Origin of the sequence: Aquimarina besae, assembly GCF_042434905.1 — a bacterium.
In the GTDB taxonomy this organism is placed as follows: domain Bacteria; phylum Bacteroidota; class Bacteroidia; order Flavobacteriales; family Flavobacteriaceae; genus Aquimarina.
Genome location: NZ_CP170199.1, coordinates 2,681,141 through 2,696,099, shown reverse-complemented (window position 1 = coordinate 2,696,099; position 14,959 = coordinate 2,681,141). Strand labels below are relative to the sequence as shown.

Sequence of the window (14,959 nt, the reverse complement as noted above, 5' to 3'; positions counted from 1 at the left end):
CATTACAGAATGAAAAAAGTAGTAACCTTTGGAGAAGTTTTAATGCGTATAGCTCCTTTGGGAAAGAAAAAATTAAAACAATCTAACCAATTAGAATACTACTTTGGTGGAACCGAAGCGAATGTAGCAATATCACTTGCTCAATTCGGAAACAAAACACAACATATTACAGCAGTATCCAACGATTTTGTTGGTGATGCAGCAAAGAGCTACTTGCAGAAACTGGGAGTAGATACTGGTTTGATTATTGACTCGCGTCATCCTCTGGGGTTGAATTTCCTGGAGGTTGGTGCAGTCATGCGATCAAGTACCATTACCTACAACAGAGCAAACTCAGCTTTCTGTAATATTCATCCTGAATCAATTGATTGGGAGACAGCGTTAGAAAATTGTGATTGGTTTCACTGGACAGGTATTACTCCTGCCCTATCTATTAATGCACTTCTATCATTAAAAGAAGGAATTACAATCGCTCATAAAAAAGGAATCACAATATCTGCTGATCCTGCATACCGTAGTGGTCTGTGGAACTATGGAAATAATGCAAAGGACGTACTTAATGAGTTAGTAGCTTTGTCCAATATATTCATCGGTGGCCCTAACGAAATAAACGAGTTACTGGATACTAATTTTTCTTTTAGTAATGATGATTTTATAAAAGCAAGTAAGCTTTTAATGGAAAAGTACAATCATATAGAAGGGATTTATGATAAAACCAGAGTTTCTCTAAACGCCAGTTGGCATAAGATAAAAGCCAGAATGTGGAATGGAAATAAGTTTGCTGAAACAAATGAATTAGAAATTACTCATGTAATTGATAGAATCGGCACGGGAGATGCATATGCAGCAGGCTTAATTCACGGACTAATGCATTATGAGGATACCAAAGCAATGGAATTTGCTAATGCGTCTTGCGCGTTAAAGCACACCATAGAAGGAGATGCTAATCTGGTAACAGAAGCAGAAGTATTAAATATTATACAAGGTAATTTATCAGGTCGAATAAAAAGATAATATGGCACAATATACACGAATTGAGGTTGCACAAGTAATGGGAAACACAGGTATTGTTCCCCTATTTTATCATAAGAATATTGATATATCCAAAAAAGTGATCAAAGCTTGTTATGATGGCGGTGCCAGAGTTTTTGAGTTTACTAATAGAGGTGATCACGCTCAGGATATTTTTACAGAACTATCTAAATGGGTAAACAACGAACTACCGGGTATGATTCTGGGAATAGGATCTGTAGTAGATGCAGGTACAGCATCTCTATTCATTCAGAAGGGCGCTAATTTTATCGTTTCACCTGTACTAAATCCAGAAATAGCTAAAGTTTGCAATCGTCGTAAAATAGCTTGGCTACCAGGTTGTGCAACACTTACTGAAATAAACTACGCCGAAGAACTGGGTGCAGAAATCGTAAAGATATTTCCTGCCGCTCAAGTAGGTGGCCCCGATTTTGTAAAAGGTGTCAAAGCTCCATGTCCGTGGACAAGTATTATGCCCAGCGGAGGTGTTACTTCAGAAGAAAAAAATCTTACAGACTGGTTCAATGCAGGAGTGCATTGCGTAGGAATGGGATCCAAGCTTATTACGAAAGATGAAAAGGGAAATTTTGACTATCATAAAATTACCGAGTTAACCAAAAACTCACTTCAAATAGTCGCAAACCTGAGAAAAGACAATCTCTAAAATATTGCTTAACCTCGCGTTCTGACAAAGCAATTTCTTTAAACATTTATTAAAGACAAGAACCATTTATGTGATTTTTCTTAAAAATTATGTTAAATGGAAATAAATTTATATATTTGGTTGACCAAATTGGTTGACCAAATATATAAATCACTCAATTATCAAAATAAGACAATTATGAAAAATTTATTACTATTAGTAGCTGCTTTAGGTAGTTTTGGAGTTATTAATGCTCAGTCAATATTCTTCAGTGAAATATTAACAACTCCGCCAGGTACTGATACGGATCGTGAATACATCGAACTAAGATGCGACGATTGTACTCCTGGCCAAGTATTAGATAACATATATGTTATATCAGTAGAGGGAGATAAAGAAAATACTACCGGAACTGGTAGAATAGATTATATTGAAAGTTTAGATGGTCTTGTAATGGGTGCCAATGGTTTTATCGTCATTGCCACAGCTGCCTCTCAAGCTTCTTTTACCATAGATGCAGGTGCAACTATTGTAACCTCTACTACTCCTGATATAGAAAACTTATCACAAAATTGGTTTATAGTGCAAACTACTGGGGATACGGATATACCAGATACAAGTGATGATTTAGATAGTATGAATAATGGTATTATAGATGATACCACATTCTTATCCTGGACAATTTTAGATTCAATAAGTCTTATTGATGATGACGGTGCCGGTGCTGAAGGTGAAGCTGCTTATTCTTCACAAATTGTTATTTCTGAACCTGATAATAGTGGAGATGCTAATTTTTCTACTCAAACTGGTTCTAATATATTTTTCCTGCCTTTAAATCCTTCAGGAACTTCAGATGCCTTTTTACCTCTTGAATATGTTGCACGGGTTGGTAATTCTACTGGAAGTACAATTTCGGACAGTGCATCTTCTGATTGGCTTGTTGCTAATATTAGTTCAAGTGGTGATTTTCCCAATTACACAATAAGATCTGGAGGCTCTAATCAAATAGATGCAGTTCCTCAGTTTTATGAAGGTGAATCCATAAATCATATAGGGTCAGAAAATATAGTGCCTACAATATTGTCTGTTACAGAACAAGAATTAACGGATGGCATTTCCTTTTTTCCTAATCCAACCAAGAATGTAGTCAACATAAATGCTAAAGCCGATATAATTTCTTCTATCGAAGTAATAGACGCTACAGGGAAAATATTAGTCCAGAAAAACAATGATTTGGATGTAGTAGATTTAAGTAACTTATCTGCCGGATTGTATTATATGAATGTTTATGCTGAAGGTGCGCGAATTACCAAAACTTTGGTAAAGAACTAATATACGTTTATAATAGTTTGATTTTAGTTTGAGTTAAAAAATACCCTTGCGAGATTTACAAGGGTATTTCTCTTTAAAATATCATTAATAAAACTGCTATGCGATCATTTCACCTTTTTACTTGTCTTCTGCTTTTTTTGGCCACTCAAGCTCAAGTAACCCTAAATGCCGATGGAATTGACAACACCTACGAGTTGATTACCTCTGTTTTAGCCCCTGGATATAATCCTATCGAATCACCGGGAGAAATAGATGGCACCTGTGACAATCACTCCTCTTTTGGAAGACATATTTCTGAAGTTTTTGATAATGAACTAAATGACTATGTTTTCAAATTTAACATTCACGTGTCCGAAGACAACGATAGGTGCAAAAATTTTGATCGTCAGAGAAACGAAATTAAATCCTACAGTCAATCGCCTGATAACCTAAAAGGAACTATAGGAGAAACCGTGGAATATAAGTGGAAATTTAAACTTGATGCCGCATTTCAGGCATCTAGTAAGTTCACCCATCTCCATCAGCTAAAAAGTGTAGGTGCAGATGCTGCCGAAGAGAGTCAACCTCTTATTACTTTAACGGCCAGAAAAGGAAATCCCGATAAACTAGAGTTAAGATATGCCCCTACTACTTCTCAATCAACGCTTACTTCGGTAAATCTTTCGTCATTAAAAGGTAATTGGGTAGAAGTTACAGAAACAGTTACTTATGGGGAAACTAATAATGCAACCTATTCTATTAATATTACTAATATAAATACCGGAGCAGAAATCCTGAATTATTCATCTTCTGAATTAAGAATGTGGAAAACGAATGCTGATTTTATAAGACCTAAATGGGGCATTTACAGAAGCCTTGTTAATGACTCTGATCTAAGAGATGAAGAAGTACTATTTGCAAACTTCTCAATAACTGAAAACCCTCAACTATCTGTTCCCTCAGTATCCAAAGATGATTTATTTAGTGTATTTCCTAATCCCACAAAAGGAATCGTTCATTTCAACTTTCGTGAAAACATAAAAACCTACAACGTCTCTATTCTTGATTCATCAGGTAAAGTTATCAGAGAAATATCTGAAATTGATAATAATAAGATAGATATTAAGAATCTATCTGATGGAACCTATTTCATTAAATTAACAGACTCTATAACCAATACGTACACTGTAAAACAAATGGTGAAAGCAAATTAGAGGTCGAAAATCTTGCTTAAGATAAACTCAAAAAAAATCCCGCCAAAAAGCGAGATTTATGTTTATATAATTTGAAATAATTACTTACTCAAGTACATCTTACGTCTAGAGTATAGATCATAAAACTGATCATCCTTAAGATCATCAATAAATAAGATGCTTTCTCCAGTACTCTTCATCTCTGGTCCCAGCTTCTTATTTACATTCGGAAATTTATTAAAAGAAAATACAGGTTGCTTGATCGCATATCCTTCTAAATGAGGTTTAAAATCAAAGTCTGTTACTTTCTTCTCTCCTAACATCACTTTTGTCGCATAATTAACATAAGGTTCTCCGTATGCCTTGGCTATAAAAGGAACTGTTCTGGATGCCCTTGGATTGGCCTCAATAATATATACCGTATCATCCTTGATAGCAAACTGTATATTTATAAGACCCACGGTGTTCAACGCCAATGCTATTTTATGGGTATGGTCTTTGATCTGCTGCATAACAAATTCACCTAGATTAAACGGTGGCAATGTTGCATTAGAATCTCCGGAGTGTATTCCACAAGGCTCTATATGCTCCATAATACCAATAATGTACACATTTTCTCCATCACAAATTGCATCAGCTTCTGCCTCTATAGCACCATCCAAATAATGATCTAGCAATAGTTTATTATTAGGTATTTTACGAAGCAAATCAACTACGTGTTCTTCTAATTCTTTTTTATTAATCACGATCTTCATGCCCTGACCACCCAACACATAAGATGGACGCACTAATATCGGGAAATTTAAACGATCTGCAACAGCTAAAGCTTCATCAGCGGTTTCAGCAGTATCAAACTCTGGATACGGAATATTATTTTCTTTTAGTAAGGTAGAAAAACTTCCTCTATCTTCCGCAAGGTCTAATGATTGATACGTTGTACCTATAATTTTAATACCGTAGCGGTCAAGTTTTTCTGCAAGCTTCAAGGCGGTTTGCCCTCCTAACTGAACAATGACACCTTCTGGCTTTTCGTGCCTGATAATATCATAAATATGCTCCCAAAAAACGGGTTCAAAATATAATTTATCTGCCGTATCAAAATCGGTAGAAACCGTTTCAGGATTACAATTGATCATAATAGTTTCATACCCACACTCTGCAGATGCCAACACTCCGTGTACACAACAGTAATCAAATTCAATTCCCTGACCAATACGGTTAGGACCAGAACCCAGTACAACAATTTTCTTTCTATCTGTTACGATACTTTCATTTGCAACGCTTACTTCTCCATCAGGTGTTTCAATTTCTGCTTCGAAAGTTGAATAAAAATAAGGAGTTACCGCTTTGAATTCAGCTGCACAGGTATCCACTAATTTATAAACCCTGTTAATTCCTAATTCGTCTCTTTTATTGTATACCTCGCTTTCGTAACAGCCTACCATATGTGCGATCTGTCGATCAGCAAAACCTTTTTGTTTTGCTTCGAGAATCAATTCCTTCGTCAATGATTGAATAGTGTAGGTAGAAATTTCTTTTTCTAATAAATGTAATTCTTCATATTGTTTTAAGAACCACATATCAATTTTGGTAATCTCATGTATTCTACTAAGTGGAATACCCATTTGGATAGCATCATAGATAACAAACACTCGATCCCAACTAGCATAGGTTAGCTTTTCGATGATCTGATCATAATTCTTATAACCTTTTCCATCAGCACCCAAACCATTTCTCTTAATTTCTAATGACTGAGTAGCTTTATGCAAAGCTTCCTGGAAGGAACGACCAATACCCATCACTTCTCCTACCGCTTTCATCTGAAGTCCCAAAGTACGATCAGAACCTTCGAATTTATCAAAATTCCAACGTGGGATTTTAACAATCACATAATCTAATGTAGGTTCGAATAAAGCAGAAGTTGATTTGGTAATCTGATTATCCAACTCATCCAATGTATAACCAATTGCTAATTTTGCAGCGATTTTAGCTATTGGATATCCGGTCGCTTTTGATGCCAAAGCCGAAGAACGAGAAACCCTAGGATTGATTTCAATAGCAATGATATCTTCATTTTCATCCGGACTAACTGCAAACTGCACATTACATCCACCAGCAAATTCCCCAATGCTGCGCATCATATGAATTGCCATATCACGCATACGCTGATATGTTTTATCGCTTAGGGTCATTGCAGGGGCTACGGTTATCGAATCTCCTGTATGAATCCCCATCGGATCCATATTTTCTATAGCACAAATAATTACTACATTATCATTAGCGTCTCTTAATAATTCTAATTCATATTCTTTCCAACCGATTAATGCCTTATCGATCATAACCTCATGAATCGGAGAAGTCTCTAATCCACGAGTAAGCAGTTCATCAAACTCTTCTTCTCTATACACAAAAGAAGCTCCTGCTCCTCCAAGGGTATAAGAAGCCCTAATTACCAAAGGAAAACCAAACTCTTGAGCAATCTCTTTACCTTTCAGATAAGATCCTGCTGTGGCTTGTGGCGCCATACCAATACCGATTTTAAGCATTAATTCTCTGAATTGCTCTCGATCTTCGGTAATATTAATTGCATCAATATCCACACCTATAATCTCTACATCAAAATCCTTCCAAATTCCTTTTTCATCTGCTTCTATACAAAGATTTAATGCAGTCTGGCCACCCATTGTTGGCAATACAGCATCGATCTGAGGATGTTCTTTAAGAATCTCAATGATCGATTTGGTGTTCAGCGGTTTCAAGTATACATGATCCGCCATAGAAGGATCCGTCATAATAGTCGCCGGATTAGAATTAATCAATATGGTTTCTATTCCATCTTCTCTTAACGAACGTAACGCTTGTGATCCTGAATAATCAAACTCACACGCTTGACCAATAATTATTGGTCCTGATCCTATGATCAATATACTTTTTAGTTTTTCGTTTTTTGGCATTTTGGTGTTGGTATTGAAATTTAAAAAAATATGTTTAGGAATCTACGAGACATAAAAAAAGGCGTTACTCCTAAAAGTAACACCTTAATATTTTCATTGCAACGCAATCATTAGTGCTTATGTCTTAATTCTGAAGAAACAGATAGCTTTTTTCTACCTTTAGCTCTTCTGCGAGCTAAGACCTTTCTACCATTAGCAGAAGCCATACGCTCTCTAAAACCGTGTTTGTTTTTTCTCTTTCTCTTCGATGGTTGAAACGTTCTTTTCATTACTATCTATCTTTATGAATCTTCTTGAAATCTCTTTTTGTAAAACTAATGGGGTTCTCCTCCCAAAACTGCGGGCAAATATACGAAGAGTTTTTACTTTCACAAACCTAAATATCAAAATATTTTTAATTGTTTTTATTACCTTTGCCGCGACAAAAAAATAACACTTTTCATGTATAACAAAAATATTAAACTAGTAATTGCAGCATTAATTGTTGGAGCAGCCGTTTGGCAAATGATAGAAGGATATATCGGTAACGGAATTATGCTCATTTTATTAGCTTCAATTTTTGTCTTTTTGTATTTTAAGAATGAATTAATTCTTCTAGCTTTCTTAAGATTGCGTAAACAAGATTTTGCGGGAGCAAAGAAGTGGTTGGATAGAATTAAAAACCCAGAGAGTGCGTTAACTACAAAACAACAAGGGTATTATAATTACCTTTTGGGGATCATGCTATCACAAACTAATATCACACAAGCAGAGAAATACCTTAAAAAAGCGATTAAATTAGGATTATCTATGAATCAGGATCTTGCCGTTGCAAAATTAAACCTTGCCGGAATCGCAATGACTAAAAGAAGAAAAAGAGAAGCTCAAAATCTTCTTACCGAAGCTAAAAAATTAGATAAACATGGTATGTTAAAGGAGCAAATTACCATGATGAAACAACAAATGAAGAAGATTTAGGCACACTAATTGTACCTATAATTGCGTTATCTATTCGTTTAAAAGTAAATTAGTAGCGGTATTTAAACTAATATCAGAAAGGTTTCGACCTGAATAACTGTTATTTTTAAAGACTTTATAGTACTTTAGCTACCGTAATTAAGTTGTAATGAAGAAAATTTTAATTCTAGGAATACTCTTTTTATATTTTGGAAATGCTTTTGGACAGCTAGAAAGAAAGGTCCCTTTTTCTGTAGCTGTTGCTGCACACATTAAAAAATATAATCTAAAAAGTAACGAAGCATATAAAGATCAAGATCTTGAATATGCCCAATTTCTTTTTGACTCCCTGGTACGAAATCATTTGGTTGGTACTTATATGGATGATTTTAAGATGAGTCCAATTAAAGGAGAACCTATTTCTTTTGAAGATATCGAAAAACCAATATTTCTGATCACCTATGCCACCTGGTGTGTTCCCGGAATTGGAGAAATACCCGCGCTTAATGATTTAGCTGATAAATTTCATGATCAAATAGACTTTATCGTTTTATTTTGGGACACCAAGGAAAGATTAAAGGAAAAAGTTGGTGAATACAGCGAAAACATCCAGCTTTTGTATGTAAATGAGTTAAGTAATCAAAACTCCTATATCATTAATAACCTGAAACATTCATTAGGTTTTCCGATGATGTATTTTATGGATAGTGAAAATAAGTTATTAGATATCCGCAAAATTGTAACCCATCATTCTAGCGAAACATTGAGTAACTCATACACAATCCACTATAACTCATTGTCCAAGGGAGTTTCTCTATTGATTGCAGATTTGGATGCTAAAGGAGCATTAGCACCGCCAGTAGAAGAGGAAGAAAAAGACTCTAAGATAAAAGGTGATACACGCACACAAGAAGAGCGTGATATCGATGAAGAGTATGAAAGATATAGGAGAGAAAAAGATTCAATAGATAACAATAGAAGAAGGGAGAAAAAGTAATTTTTTAATTACTTCCCAAAAATCATTTTCAAAGCCACTAGTAATAAAATCCCTCCAAAGATTCTTTTTAAAGTCGTTTGATTGATAGAAATAGCAAGTTTACTTCCCAGATAACCTCCAACGATAAAGGTGATTGCAATAATAGCTGCAAATTTCCAATTTACGTGACCTTCTTTATAGTAATTAAAAGCCGCCAGTAAGGTAACAGGAACCGACAATACGGCAAGGCTGGTACCCTGTGCCTGATGTTGTGTGAAGCCAACCCACAGTATTAACAATGGTATCATAACAACACTGCCTCCTATACCCATTGTCCCACTTAGAAAACCTGCTAAAAGACCTATTACTATTAGTGAAATAATTGTCATCGTATCCATACCACAATTTTACAATAATTGTAGTTATGGATCTATAAAAAGATTAAAATATTTACTTTAAAGGCAATATACTACTGTCCTACTCCCGTTTTATAATATCCTTCTCTCGGTATTTTAATCAAATACTCTTTCCCTGTTCCATTATTGAGATGCGTTTCTCGTAACCAAGGATTATGAAGTTTTAAAATTTTGTAATTGATATTATACTTCGCTGCAAATTCATTGAAATCTGCAATTGGCTCATCTACCAACACATTAAATGTTGGGATGTACTCATATAAATCATCTTTAGTGAAGTTAAATCCATACTTTTTAGGATTACTAAGTATTTCTTTTACCGCAGTAATTCTAAACACATAACGTCCGGTTTCCTCTCCTAAAAGAAGATCATAATAAGAAGTAGCATTTTGTCTTTCTAATTGTTTGTTAACTCCGGCAGGTCCAGCATTATAAGCTGCAGCTGCCAGCGTCCAACTTCCAAAACGCTCTTTTGCATTTTTTAAATATTTACAAGCTACTCTGGTAGACTTTTCTATGTGATATCTTTCGTCTACATTGTCATTAACCTCCAAACCATATTCTCTTCCTGTGTTCTTTAATATTTGCCAAAAACCAGTTGCTCTTGCAGGGGAAACTGCTTGTGTTAAACTACTCTCTATAACAGCCAGATACTTAAAATCATCTGGAACACCTTCTTCTTTCAAAATAGGTTCTATGATAGGAAAATATTTATTTGCTCTTTTAAAAAGTAATAACCCGTTAGATTGCCAGTACGTATTCACTAAAAGTTCTCTATCCATACGCTCACGGATATCAGGATTTTCTACAGGAACCAATTCTCCGGCAAAATTTATATTTTCCGGCATAGGTACCGCATAAACATTATAATCATTGATCAACTTTTCTTCTAAAAGCTCCTGAGCAATGGTTTTTTGTGGCTCTTCTTGTGTTGCATTTACTAAAATACTAAAGGTAAATAGTACTCCTAAAAAAACTAAAACTTTTCTTATCATCTTCATCTTTAAGTAGATTTTATTGGGGAATAATTTCTATGGTCTCCAAAATAATGTAAAATATTGAAATATTGGTAATTAATTCTCAATTATTTCAGGTAAATGCTTGTTAAACCATTTAGCACGATTAATAATCATTACATGCGTACCTTTTTCTAACGTAATACAGTCTTTAATATGTGAAATAGGAAATACGATATCTTTATTACCGTGAATATGTACAATACCATCTATAGACTTTTCCTGATCCCAACACACTATCTTTTCAATTGCCCAATCTAAATACGTTTTATCATTAACCGATAAGTACTTTTGATACAATGCAGCTCTTTTTTTTGCAAAATCTCCAAAAGCTAATTTTTCCCAATTATCTATTTTAGAAACCAACCCAGTTGGCATGAACTTATAAGCTTTAGTTTTTCTAACCAATCTTATTCTTCTGGGTAACTCGTGCTTATTTTTTACACTAGAGATAATAATTAACTTTTTAACATTCAAGTACTTACTCATTTCCTGCACCATAATCCCACCAAAACTAACCCCAATCAGAATGCAATCTTTATGCTCTATTTCTTCGCACATACGCTTGGCATAATCTGCAATAGGTTCATTCTTTTTTGGAATTTTCCAGGGTATCGTATATTTCTTATATAAATCTTCAGGTAGCTGGATAAAATCAAAAATGGATACATCAGCAGCCATTCCCGGAACAAAATAAACATGTCTAACTTGCTTCATACTAGGTATTTTAACAATGGTTTGTACATTTTAAAGTTCTAATTTTCTTATCTTTGCAGCTCAAAACTATAGTAATACTTTATCAGAAAAAAGTAAAGCTTACATTAAATTATTGTAAAAAGGGAAAAAATTGACTAACAAATCTTAGTTAGGTTTAAAGAACGACAAAAAGAATTTATACAGACAATATACTAACTTCAGGAGTAAATAGGGAATCCTGAGAACCAAAAAACTATATATTTTGAAACACCCCTTTAATTTTTATTAAATAGTAAATTAAAAAAATATGGAGAACATGAGCGATGTGGAATTAGAAATAGTAGATAACGAATTCTTAAGACAATTCGAAACTACTATCGAAGGTCAAAAATCAAAGATCGAGTATGCTCAACAAGAGAGAAAAATTTTCCTTACTAAACTTATCATGAGTGAGGAGCAAATAGAAAAAGGATATTCTGAAGATTTTATTGTAGCTGTTTTTAATATTATTGAAGAGCGTAATATTAGATTAGTTCCTACAAGTCCTATTATCGCTAAATTTATGCGAAAGAACAGAAGAAAATATAAAGATTTACTTCCGGTAGGGATCAACATATAGAAGATCTCTTTCAAACAAAAAACCTGCTTTTGAGAGCAGGTTTTTTGTTTCATACAATGACATTATTCCTACTTATTAATAAAGACAAATCTTACCATGCCATCCTCATCTATCTCTGTGAGCTTTACCTTATGCAACGTATTGACATAGGAAGGATCCCAAGGCATTTTTACCTTTACGTAATTCTCAGTAAATCCGTGGATATATCCTTCTTTATTTTCAGATTCAAATAAAACCATTCGTTTAGTATCAATTTGGCTTTCATAAAAGGCTCTTCGTTTTTTAACAGATAAGCCACGAAGCATTTTACTTCTCTTCTTTCTTACACCAAGTGGAACCACATTTTCTAAGGACGCGGCTACAGTATTTTCTCTTTCAGAATACGTAAAAACGTGTAAATACGATATATCTAATCTAGACAAAAAATTATATGTATCTAAAAAATGATCATCTGTCTCCCCAGGAAAACCAACAATTACGTCTACTCCTATACAGGCATGTGGCATCACTTCCTTTATTTTGCTTACGCGATCCACGTATAAATCGCTTAGATACCTACGGCGCATTAATTTTAAAATATCATCACTCCCGGATTGTAGCGGAATATGAAAATGAGGCACAAAAGTCCTGGATTTTGAAACAAAGTCAATCGTTTCATTCTTCAACAAATTAGGCTCTATCGATGAAATTCGTAGTCTTTCTATACCTTCTACTTCATCCAATGCTTGCACCAATTCATAAAAAGTATGTTTATGCTTTTTATTACCAAACTCTCCTTTTCCGTAATCTCCGATATTCACTCCGGTAAGCACAATCTCTTTAATTCCTTGTTCAGAAATTTCTTTTGCGTTTTTTAATACACTATCCAACGTATCACTACGTGAAATTCCTCTGGCTAAAGGAATAGTACAATAAGTACACTTATAGTCACATCCATCCTGTACCTTAAGAAATGCTCTGGTACGATCTCCTATGGAATAACTACCCACATAAAAGTCAGCCTCTTCAATTTCACAGGAATGTATTTCTCCAAACTCATTTTTGGACAAATCATTGATGTAATCAGTAATTTTAAATTTTTCTGTTGCACCCAATACTAAATCCACACCGTCTACAGCTACTAACTCTTCCGGTTTTAATTGAGCATAACAACCTACAGCAGCTACAAAAGCTTCTGGATTTGCTTTTTGCGCTTGCTTTACAATCGTTTTAAACCTTTTGTCTGCATTCTCTGTTACAGAACAAGTATTAATTACGTAAATATCAGCGTTTTCAGAAAAATCCACCCGATCAAACCCTTCATCCGTGAAATTTCTGGCGATCGTTGATGTCTCCGAAAAATTTAGTTTACAACCTAAGGTATAAAAAGCAACTTTTTTTCTCATTAACAAATATGAAGTCATTTCTACAAAGGCAGAAATCTGTTTATATTTACACTTGTTTTTAATTAAAAGATTCCGACCTTCGTCAGTATTAGAATTAAAAGCCGTCAAAGATACCAACAATAATCCGTTTACTAAAATTGAAAATCAATCAATTCACTTCTATAATCCGTTATTTAACAATAGTTTACCTTTGCTTACTATGTTTTTCTTGTAAAAATTCTTCTGCAGAAAATAAAGATCATCTCGTATTTAGATATAATGAATATTCCAACATTCTTACTTTGGATCCGGCATTTGCCAGAAATCCATCCATCATCTGGCCCACAAATCAATTATTTAATGGTTTGGTACAACTGGATGATTCCTTACATGTACAACCCGATATCGCAAAAAAATGGAACATTTCTGATGATAACTTAACCTATACATTTATACTCAGAAACAATGTAAGATTTCACAAACACGCCGCATTTAATACAAAAGACAGCACGCGTACAGTCATTGCAAAAGATTTTGAATATAGTTTTAACCGTCTTATTGATCCAAAAGTTGCTTCTCCTGGAAATTGGGTATTAAAAAATGTAGAAAACTATGAAGCTATTAACGATACAACATTTCAGATACGACTTAAAAAACCATTCCCGGCTTTTTTAGGGTTAATGAGTATGCGATACTGTTCTGTAGTACCTAAAGAAATTGTAGAATATTACGGATCAGATTTTAGAGCCCATCCGATTGGTACCGGGCCTTTTAAATTTAAACTGTGGGAAGAAAATGTAAAACTGGTACTCAGACGCAACGAATTATACTTTGAAAAAGATGAAAATGGTAAGCAATTACCATATCTAGAAGCCGTAGCTGTTACATTTTTACCAGATAAACAAACCGAATTTTTACAATTTGCTAAAGGCAATATCGACTTTTTAAACAGTCTTGATGCCTCGTACAAAGATGAACTTTTGACCCCCAGCGGTAAACTTAGAGAAAAATTTAAGGACAAGATCAAGTTTACTAAAAGTCCGTACTTAAATTCTGAATATTTAGGCTTTTATCTGGAAGGAGAAAACGAAGAGGTAAAATCCGAATTGATCAGAAAAGCAATCAATTATGGCTTTGACAGACAAAAAATGATTACTTATCTTAAAAACGGTGTTGGAACTCCGGCAAACAGTGGTTTTATACCAAATGGTTTACCAGGTTACAATGCACAAAAGGGATATGATTACAACCCTAAAAAAGCTAAACAACTTATCAAAGAATACATCAAAATAAGCGGAAATAAAAAACCAACCATTAGTATCGCTACAGATAATAATTATCAAAGCTTGTTTGAATTTATACAACGTGAAATGGAAAAGGTTGGTCTTACGGTGATTGTTGATGTGATGACACCTTCAACGATTAGAAAAAAGAAATGGAGTGGTGAATTAGATACCTTTCGTGCAAGCTGGATCGCTGATTATCCGGACGCAGAAAACTTTTTATCACCTTTTTACAGTAAAAACTTTACACCAAACGGCCCCAACTATACACATTTTAAAAACAAAGTGTTTGACAGTCTCTATGAAAAAAGTTTTTCTATTACAAATAGTAAACTAAGAGAACAACTATATATAAAAATGGACTCGATTGTCATTGCACATGCTCCAATCGTTCCTTTATATTACGATCAGGCAACCCGCTTTGTGCAAAAAAATGTAAAAGGATTAACAAATAATCCACAAAACTTTCTGGTTCTAAAACGAGTTTGGAAGGAGAAATAGAATGTTTTTAACAAAAAAA

14 protein-coding genes are annotated in these 14,959 nt (G+C 34.3%); 8 read left to right on the top strand and 6 right to left on the bottom strand.

What is annotated here, in order from left to right:
* The first annotated feature begins 9 nt into the window (after nt 1–9).
* The 4 genes from ACE94K_RS11755 to ACE94K_RS11740 all read left to right on the top strand — a co-directional run bounded on the left by ACE94K_RS11755 (nt 10) and on the right by ACE94K_RS11740 (nt 4,200).
* A complete protein-coding gene (locus tag ACE94K_RS11755) occupies nt 10–1,014 on the top strand; it encodes a sugar kinase (protein ID WP_378172256.1) in 1,005 nt (334 codons plus the stop codon).
* A gap of 1 nt (nt 1,015) precedes the next feature.
* On the top strand, nt 1,016–1,696 hold the full coding sequence (locus ACE94K_RS11750; protein ID WP_378172253.1) for a bifunctional 4-hydroxy-2-oxoglutarate aldolase/2-dehydro-3-deoxy-phosphogluconate aldolase: 681 nt from the start codon (nt 1,016–1,018) through the stop codon (nt 1,694–1,696).
* A gap of 177 nt (nt 1,697–1,873) precedes the next feature.
* Complete coding sequence (locus ACE94K_RS11745) at nt 1,874–3,007, top strand: T9SS type A sorting domain-containing protein (RefSeq protein WP_378172251.1); 1,134 nt, start codon at nt 1,874–1,876, stop codon at nt 3,005–3,007.
* 98 nt (nt 3,008–3,105) lie between these two features.
* Nucleotides 3,106–4,200: a T9SS type A sorting domain-containing protein gene (locus ACE94K_RS11740; protein ID WP_378172248.1), complete on the top strand. Its 1,095-nt coding sequence runs from the start codon at nt 3,106–3,108 to the stop codon at nt 4,198–4,200.
* Nucleotides 4,201–4,280: 80 nt separating this feature from the next.
* On the opposite strand, the gene carB is transcribed toward ACE94K_RS11740, so the two are convergent.
* Both carB and rpmH read right to left on the bottom strand, forming a co-directional pair.
* Nucleotides 4,281–7,133 (bottom strand): carbamoyl-phosphate synthase large subunit, encoded by a 2,853-nt coding sequence (gene carB, locus ACE94K_RS11735; RefSeq protein ID WP_378172245.1) that lies wholly within the window; start codon nt 7,131–7,133, stop codon nt 4,281–4,283.
* A 110-nt stretch (nt 7,134–7,243) separates the two neighbouring features.
* On the bottom strand, nt 7,244–7,402 hold the full coding sequence (gene rpmH / locus ACE94K_RS11730; RefSeq protein ID WP_081414554.1) for a 50S ribosomal protein L34: 159 nt from the start codon (nt 7,400–7,402) through the stop codon (nt 7,244–7,246).
* Nucleotides 7,403–7,574: 172 nt separating this feature from the next.
* Between rpmH and ACE94K_RS11725 the strand changes: the two genes are divergently transcribed.
* Together ACE94K_RS11725 and ACE94K_RS11720 are read left to right on the top strand one after the other, a co-directional pair.
* Nucleotides 7,575–8,090, top strand: coding sequence for a DUF2892 domain-containing protein (locus ACE94K_RS11725; protein WP_378172242.1), 516 nt, complete (start codon nt 7,575–7,577; stop codon nt 8,088–8,090).
* Nucleotides 8,091–8,238: 148 nt separating this feature from the next.
* Nucleotides 8,239–9,066 carry a TlpA family protein disulfide reductase gene (locus ACE94K_RS11720; protein WP_378172239.1) on the top strand — a complete coding sequence of 276 codons (828 nt, stop codon included), beginning with the start codon at nt 8,239–8,241 and terminating at the stop codon, nt 9,064–9,066.
* A gap of 8 nt (nt 9,067–9,074) precedes the next feature.
* Here ACE94K_RS11720 and ACE94K_RS11715 read toward each other — a convergent pair whose 3' ends face one another.
* The 3 genes from ACE94K_RS11715 to ACE94K_RS11705 all read right to left on the bottom strand — a co-directional run bounded on the left by ACE94K_RS11715 (nt 9,075) and on the right by ACE94K_RS11705 (nt 11,194).
* Nucleotides 9,075–9,443, bottom strand: coding sequence for a sulfite exporter TauE/SafE family protein (locus ACE94K_RS11715; protein ID WP_378172236.1), 369 nt, complete (start codon nt 9,441–9,443; stop codon nt 9,075–9,077).
* A 71-nt stretch (nt 9,444–9,514) separates the two neighbouring features.
* A complete protein-coding gene (locus tag ACE94K_RS11710; RefSeq protein ID WP_378172233.1) occupies nt 9,515–10,462 on the bottom strand; it encodes a lytic transglycosylase domain-containing protein in 948 nt (315 codons plus the stop codon).
* A 72-nt stretch (nt 10,463–10,534) separates the two neighbouring features.
* Nucleotides 10,535–11,194, bottom strand: a complete 660-nt coding sequence (locus ACE94K_RS11705; protein ID WP_378172230.1) for an alpha/beta hydrolase — start codon at nt 11,192–11,194, stop codon at nt 10,535–10,537.
* 295 nt (nt 11,195–11,489) lie between these two features.
* On the opposite strand from ACE94K_RS11705, the gene ACE94K_RS11700 reads away from it, so the two are divergent.
* Nucleotides 11,490–11,792 carry an N-acetyltransferase gene (locus tag ACE94K_RS11700; protein WP_378184270.1) on the top strand — a complete coding sequence of 101 codons (303 nt, stop codon included), beginning with the start codon at nt 11,490–11,492 and terminating at the stop codon, nt 11,790–11,792.
* A 68-nt stretch (nt 11,793–11,860) separates the two neighbouring features.
* Here the strand turns inward: ACE94K_RS11700 and mtaB are convergent, their stop codons facing one another.
* Entirely contained in the window at nt 11,861–13,177 is a 1,317-nt protein-coding gene (mtaB, locus tag ACE94K_RS11695; RefSeq protein ID WP_378172226.1) for a tRNA (N(6)-L-threonylcarbamoyladenosine(37)-C(2))-methylthiotransferase MtaB, read from the bottom strand.
* 137 nt (nt 13,178–13,314) lie between these two features.
* Here mtaB and ACE94K_RS11690 point away from each other — a divergent pair, with 137 nt between their 5' ends.
* Entirely contained in the window at nt 13,315–14,940 is a 1,626-nt protein-coding gene (locus tag ACE94K_RS11690; RefSeq protein WP_378172224.1) for an ABC transporter substrate-binding protein, read from the top strand.
* The last annotated feature ends 19 nt before the right edge of the window (nt 14,941–14,959 follow it).

Excerpts from the sequence above, each read along its gene's own strand:
- ACE94K_RS11755 (WP_378172256.1), top strand. The coding sequence starts at position 10 with ATGAAAAAAGTAGTAACCTTTGGAGAAGTTTTAATGCGTATAGCTCCT.
- ACE94K_RS11750 (WP_378172253.1), top strand. The coding sequence starts at position 1,016 with ATGGCACAATATACACGAATTGAGGTTGCACAAGTAATGGGAAACACA.
- ACE94K_RS11745 (WP_378172251.1), top strand. The coding sequence starts at position 1,874 with ATGAAAAATTTATTACTATTAGTAGCTGCTTTAGGTAGTTTTGGAGTT.
- ACE94K_RS11740 (WP_378172248.1), top strand. The coding sequence starts at position 3,106 with ATGCGATCATTTCACCTTTTTACTTGTCTTCTGCTTTTTTTGGCCACT.
- carB (WP_378172245.1), bottom strand. The coding sequence starts at position 7,133 with ATGCCAAAAAACGAAAAACTAAAAAGTATATTGATCATAGGATCAGGA.
- rpmH (WP_081414554.1), bottom strand. The coding sequence starts at position 7,402 with ATGAAAAGAACGTTTCAACCATCGAAGAGAAAGAGAAAAAACAAACAC.
- ACE94K_RS11725 (WP_378172242.1), top strand. The coding sequence starts at position 7,575 with ATGTATAACAAAAATATTAAACTAGTAATTGCAGCATTAATTGTTGGA.
- ACE94K_RS11720 (WP_378172239.1), top strand. The coding sequence starts at position 8,239 with ATGAAGAAAATTTTAATTCTAGGAATACTCTTTTTATATTTTGGAAAT.
- ACE94K_RS11715 (WP_378172236.1), bottom strand. The coding sequence starts at position 9,443 with ATGGATACGATGACAATTATTTCACTAATAGTAATAGGTCTTTTAGCA.
- ACE94K_RS11710 (WP_378172233.1), bottom strand. The coding sequence starts at position 10,462 with ATGAAGATGATAAGAAAAGTTTTAGTTTTTTTAGGAGTACTATTTACC.
- ACE94K_RS11705 (WP_378172230.1), bottom strand. The coding sequence starts at position 11,194 with ATGAAGCAAGTTAGACATGTTTATTTTGTTCCGGGAATGGCTGCTGAT.
- ACE94K_RS11700 (WP_378184270.1), top strand. The coding sequence starts at position 11,490 with ATGAGCGATGTGGAATTAGAAATAGTAGATAACGAATTCTTAAGACAA.
- mtaB (WP_378172226.1), bottom strand. The coding sequence starts at position 13,177 with ATGAGAAAAAAAGTTGCTTTTTATACCTTAGGTTGTAAACTAAATTTT.